Origin of the sequence: Roseomonas acroporae (assembly GCF_023223525.1) — a bacterium.
GTDB lineage: Bacteria > Pseudomonadota > Alphaproteobacteria > Acetobacterales > Acetobacteraceae > Roseomonas_E > Roseomonas_E acroporae.
The window spans coordinates 24,038-30,063 of sequence record NZ_JALPRX010000003.1 but is presented as its reverse complement, the minus strand read 5'-3'; the positions used below and the strand labels follow the sequence as shown (position 1 = coordinate 30,063).

Sequence of the window (6,026 nt, the reverse complement as noted above, 5' to 3'; positions counted from 1 at the left end):
GGGGCGCCCCCGCCCCGCGGGAACCGGCCGGCGACCCGGCGCCGGCCAGCCCGGCCTCGGGGAGACGTCTCTCCCCTTGCCGCGTTTTACGGGTGCAGGGCGCGATGATAACCATGCGCCCGGTAGAATCGCCAGAATGTCGATCGCATCGCAGCCGCAGGGTCGGCACCAGGAGGCGCCCCCCGCGTCACCCCTCGCGCCATCCCCCGCGTCATCCCGGGCCGCGCGGCCGCCGGAGCGCGACCCGGCCGGGCCGGCGGCGCGTCGCGTGGTGCATCAGCTCCACCTCGGCCGCGCCGGCGGGAGCGACGCCGTCACCGCGGCGATGCGGCGGCTGCGGCGCCTGCTCCACGGACAGGGCCTGTCCGGCGCGCTGTACGCGGTCGAGCCGGGCGATGCCGCCGCGCTGGGCGTGCGGCCCGCCGGGGAGCTGCCCCGCCACGGCGACCACGCCCTGATCGTCCACCACGCCGCCCCCTCCCCGCCCGTCCCCTCCCCACCCGTCCCCTCCCCGCCGGCCCCCTCTCCGGATGCCCCCTCTCCGGATGCCGGGCCGGACGCCGTGCCGGGCGCCGACGGCGCGCCGGTCCTGCTGCTGCACCACCGGCTGGACGTGCCGGCGGCGCCGCAGCCCGGCACTGGCCGCGTGGCCGGGCCCCGCGGGGACGCGCTCTCCCCCTGGCGGGGCCGTGTCGTCGCGGCCCTCGGCCTCGGCGACGTCGCGGCGCTCGACCTGCGCGCGCTGAGCTTCGCCGGCGTCCAGGTGCTCGCCCCGCTGCCGGAACGCGCCGCGCCGCGGCGCCTGCGCGAGGCGGCCGCCCCCTTCACCCTGCTCGCGCCCGGCGACATCGTGGAGGCGAGCCGGACGCCGCTGATCGTGGACGCCTTCGCGCGGCTGCGGCTGCTCCAGGACCGGCCCTGCCGCCTGGTGCTGCTCGGCCGCACCATGTCGGCACGTGCGGCCAAGGCGACGCAGGACCGGATCCGCGCCCACGGGATCGAGGCGGCGGTGCTGATCACCGGCACGACCGATGCCGCGACGGCCCAGGCATGGTTCGACGCGGCCGATCTCTGCGTCTCGCTGCACGAGCACCAGGGCTGGCCGGAGTCGCTCCAGCAGGCCGTGCTGGCCGGGGCGGCGGTGGTCGCGCGCGCCGACGGCGCCGTGCCCTGCGCGATCGGCGACGCGCTGCTGCCGGCCGGGCCGCCGACCCTGGGCACCCTGGCGGCGGCGCTGATCGACCTCGCGCGGGAACCGGCGCGCCGGGCCGCGCTCGGCGAGGCGCAGCGGCGCCACGTCGCGCGCTTCGCGCCCGAGGCCCAGCTGCCGGTGCTGCTGAACGCGCTCGGCCGTGCCGGGGTGGTGCCACCGCCCCCGCCGGCGGCGCGCGCGGCCGTGGCGCGGGCGGCGGGCTTCGTGGTCGCCGGGCACCTGGCCGGCAGCTACAGCCTGGCCGCCGTGAACCGGGCGCTGGCGCTGGCGCTGGAGCGGCGCTCGCCCGGGAAGGTGCGGGTGCTGCCGGTGTTCGAGGCGCCGCTCGACGAGCTGGGCGCGGTGCCGGCGGCGGAGCGGCCGGCGCTGGAGGCGATGTTTGCGCGGAGCCGGCGCGGCGAGGCCGTCGGCACGCCCGAGATCCTCGTCAGCCAGCATTTCCCGCCCTGGGTGCCGACCGTGCCCTGCGGCCTCGCCCTGGCGCAGTTCGCCTGGGAGGAGAGCCTGCTGCCGCCGGCGCTGGTACGGCGGCTCAACGAGGGCTTCGCCGGCGTGCTGGCCCTCTCCGCGGGCGTCGCCAAGGCGCTGATCGATTCCGGCGTGCGCGTGCCGGTGCGCGTCACCGGCCTCGCGCCCGACCTCGACGCCCATGCGCGCCTCGGCGCGGAGCGGGCCCGCTGGCCGGAGGGGCGGCGGCCGGAGGCAGGGGGCGCGGAGGGGGAGCGGCCGGAGCGGGAACTGCCAGGGGGGGAAAGGCCAGGGGGGGAAAGGCCGGAGGGGGGATGGCCAGAAGGGGGATGGCCAGAAGGGGGATGGCCAGAGGGAGGATGGCCGGCGGAGAAGCGATCGGCGGACGGAGAGCCAGGGGACGGAAGGCCGGAGGGCGGGAAGGCCCCGGCGCCCTTCACGGTGCTGCACGTCTCCTCCTGCTTCCCGCGCAAGGGCGTGGACGTGCTGCTGCGCGCCTGGGCCCGCGCCTTCCGCGGCGGCGAGCCGGTGCGGCTGGTCATCAAGGGCTTCCCCAACCCGCACAACGAGGTGGCCGCCGCGCTGGCGGCGCTGCGCGCGGGCACGCCCGACCTCGCGCCGGTGGCGCTGATCGAGGCGGACCTGCCCGGCGACGCCCTGCTGCCGCTCTACCGCGCCGCCGACGCGATGGTGCTGCCCACGCGCGGCGAGGGCTTCAACATGGTGGCGGCCGAGGCGATGGCGGCCGGCGTGCCGCTGATCGTCACCGGCCATGGCGGGCACCGCGACTTCCTGGACGCGGACTCCGCGCGCCTGCTCGCCTGGCGCTTCGCCCCCGCCGCCAGCCACGTCGCGGCGCCGGGCGCGCTGTGGGCGGAGCCGGACGAGGACGACCTCGTCGCGGCGCTGCGCGAGGCCTACGACGACCACCGGGCCGGCGGCCGGCGGGCCTGGCACCGCGCCGCCGAGGCCAGGCGCGCCATCGCCGCGCGTATCGACCCGGCGGCCTGGGCGGAGCGCGTCGCCGGGGCCGCGGCGGCGCTGCTGCTGGACCCGCCGCCGGCACCGGGCCGCCTCGCCTGGATCAGCAGCTGGGGCGTGCGCTGCGGCATCGCCGAGTACTCGCGCCACCTGATCGGCCACCTGCCCGACGCGCTGCGCCCCACCGTGCTGTGCGACAGCCGCACCCCGCCCGATGGCGGGCAGGGCATGGTGCCGCACGCCGCCGCCTGGACGCTGGGCGGGCCCGACGCGGCGGCGCGGATCGCCGCCTCGGTGGCGAGGCTCGATCCCGAGCTGGTGGTGTTGCAGCACCAGGAAGGCCTCCTGCACTGGGGCGAGCTGGTGACGCTGCTGCGCGACGCGCGGCTGCGCGGCCGCCGCCTGGTGGTGACCCTGCACGCCACCGCCGCCATGGAGGGCTGGGAGGCGGACTGGCAGGGCGAGGTGCTCGCCGCCCTGGCCGGCGCGGACCGCGTGCTGGTGCACGGCCTGGCGGATGTCGAGCGGCTGCGCCGGCTCGGGCTGGTGGACAACGTGACCCTGTTCCCGCACGGCGCGCCGGCGCCGGAGGCTTCCGGGGAGGCGCCGGCACCCGGGCTCCCCGGGCGGGCCCCGGCGCCGGCCGCGACCGGTGCCCGGCCGGGGCGCGCGCCGGCAGGCGCCGGTCCGCTGCTCGGTAGCTACGGCTTCTTCCTGCCGCACAAGGGCCTCGGCACGCTGATCGAGGCGCTGGCGATCCTGCGGCGGCGCCGGCCGGACGCGCGGCTGCGGCTGGTCAACGCCGCCTATCCCAGCGCGGAATCGGTGGCCGAGATCGCGCGCTGCCGCGACCTGGCCCTGGACCTCGGCCTCGCCGACGCGATCGAGTGGCACACCGGCTTCCTGCCGGACCGGGAGGCGCTGTCGCTGCTGGCCGGCTGCGACCTGATCGCCATGCCCTACGCGCCGACCGGCGAATCGGCGAGCGGCGCGGTGCGCGTGGCGCTCGCCGCCGGGCCGCCGCTGGCCGTCTCCGACCTGCCGATCTTCGCCGAGCTGGGCGCGGCCGTGGCCCGCTTCCCGGCCGCCACGCCGGCCGCCGTGGCCGCCACGCTCGACGGGCTGCTGGGCGACGCCGCGGCACGCGCCGGGCTGCGCGGGCAGGCCCTGGCCTGGCGGCGCGCGCATGGCTGGCCGGTCCTGGCGGCCCGGCTGGGCGACATGCTGGTCGGGATCGCGCGCGGGCCGGCGACGCCGCCCGCCCGCCGCCTGCTGCGGGTGGCACTCGACGACCCGAACCTGCACAGCGACGTCGGCAGCCGGCGGCCGGGCGGCATCGCCTTCGCCGGCGCGGCGGGCCTCGGGCTCTGGGGCCCCTATCTCTCCCTGCCCGCCGGCCGCTACGAGGTGCTGCTGCGCCTGGACCCGGACGCCGCGCGCCGGGGCCGTGCCGGCCTGGAGGTGACGACCGGCTCCGGCGCGACCTGCCTCGCCCGCCGCGACGTCGACCTGGACGGGCCGGACCGCGACGGCGCCGGGCCGCGCCTGCGCTTCGCCGCCGACGTGGCGATGACCGGCCTGGAGATCCGCCTCGCCTGCGAGCCCGGCTTCGCCGCCCTGCTCACCGGCATCGAGATCGCAGGGATCGCGAGCGCCGACGCCGGGGCCGATGCCGATGCCGGGGCCGACGCCGGGACCGCGTGAGCCGGTCGCGATGCCGGATGGACCCGGCGCCGCCCGGCCGCCGAGAGCGGTCCCGGCACGCCGCGCCGACGCCGGTCCCGCGGCGCCGGTCGCCACCGCCGGGCAGGCGATTCGACCGCCTCCCGAACGCCCGTCCACCAGCTCCATCGCCTCCGGAATAGATGTCCTTTTCATTGACTGGGGAGGAATGTCGCTGCACAGATGACCGGTCACCCGCCGCCGGCGCGGCCAGGCCCGCGCGCCGCGGCCGGACACGGACCGGAACCGGAGCGCACGCCCCTGCCGAGGATTCGACGTTGACCGATGCAGCATTCCCAGGCCGGGTGACACGCCCGGCGCCTCGGAAAATGCGTCGAACCGGCCGCCGGCGCGCCTCCGGCCCGGCACGGCCGGCCCGGAAGGGCACCAGCCGCCGATGAACCTCCTGCGGCCTTCCGCCTCGTCGCTGGCCGGCCAGATCCCGTGCGCGACGGGCAGCCGGGACCTGGAGGCGACGTGCTGGCCGCGGATCAGCTTCGTCAACAGCATCTACCTGGACCGCGACGCCATCTCCAACACGCTGCGCGACCGGACCCGTCGCCTGCGGCGCCACTTCCCGAACGGGCGCGGCCGCGTCTTCTGCTACGCGAGCAACGTCTCGGACCAGGACATCGAGATCGTCCGGAACCCGGGCGACGTGCTGCGCTCGGAATTCTTCCGCACCTCGGACCTCGTGGTGTTCGAGTACGGCATCCACTACGACCTGTTCGACCTGGTGCTGGCCGATTTCGGCATCCCGCGCGTCGTCAGCTTCCACAACGTCACCCCCTCCCGCCTCTTCCCGGACCCGGCGCGCCGCCGGCTGCTGGAGCAGTCGGAGCGGCAATGCTGGAACCTGCGCTTCGCCGAGCTCGTCGCCTGCAACAGCGCCTTCACGCGCGACCAGGCGGTGGCCGAGTACGGGGTCGATCCGGCGCGCGCCATCGTGGTGCCGCCCTCGGTCGCCGTCACCGGCGGCGCCGTCGCCGCCAAGGCGGCGGACGGCCCGGTGGAGCTGCTCAACGTCGGCCGCTTCGTGGCACAGAAGGGGCTGCTGGAGCTGGTCGAGGCGATCGCCCTGCTGCGCGGGCGCACCGCCATCCCGTTCCGGCTGACCCTGGCCGGCGCGCAGCGCTACTCCGACCCCGCCTACGCCGCCGCCGTGCACGCCGCGATCCGCAGGCACGGCCTCGGCGAGGTGGTGCGCATCGTGGGCGAGCTGGACGACGACTCCCTGCGCGACGCCTACGCGGCGGCGCACGCCGTGGTGCTGCCCTCCCACCACGAGGGCTTCGGCGTGCCGGCGATCGAGGCGCTGAGCAGCGGCTGCGCCGTGGTCGCCTCGGCGGCGGGCAGCCTGCCCGAGGCCGTCGGCCGCTTCGGGACCCTCTTCCCGGTGGGCGACGTGGAGCGGATCGCGGCGCGCCTGCTCGACCTGCTGACCGACCTGCGCGGCGGGCCGGAGCCGGTCTACCGCATCGACGGCCGCCCCTGCGACCAGGCGCGGTTCGGTCGCGAGGCGCGCGCCTACGCGGATGAATTCCTGCCGGCGCCAGCAACGGGGCGCTTCTACGAGGCGCTGCGAAGTCTCTTGGAGCGCAACGGCAGGATGGTGTAGGTATTCACGCCGCAAAGCAGCATG

At 77.6% G+C, this 6,026-nt stretch carries 2 protein-coding genes; both read left to right on the top strand.

Annotated features, from left to right (window positions below; translation table 11 throughout):
• Nucleotides 1-268 precede the first annotated feature (268 nt).
• Nucleotides 269-4,366 carry a glycosyltransferase gene (locus tag M0638_RS00960; protein WP_248665078.1) on the top strand — a complete coding sequence of 1,366 codons (4,098 nt, stop codon included), beginning with the start codon at nt 269-271 and terminating at the stop codon, nt 4,364-4,366.
• 415 nt (nt 4,367-4,781) lie between these two features.
• Nucleotides 4,782-6,002 (top strand): glycosyltransferase, encoded by a 1,221-nt coding sequence (locus M0638_RS00955; protein WP_248665077.1) that lies wholly within the window; start codon nt 4,782-4,784, stop codon nt 6,000-6,002.
• Nucleotides 6,003-6,026: the final 24 nt, after the last annotated feature.

Excerpts from the sequence above, each read along its gene's own strand:
- M0638_RS00955 (WP_248665077.1), top strand. The coding sequence starts at position 4,782 with ATGAACCTCCTGCGGCCTTCCGCCTCGTCGCTGGCCGGCCAGATCCCG.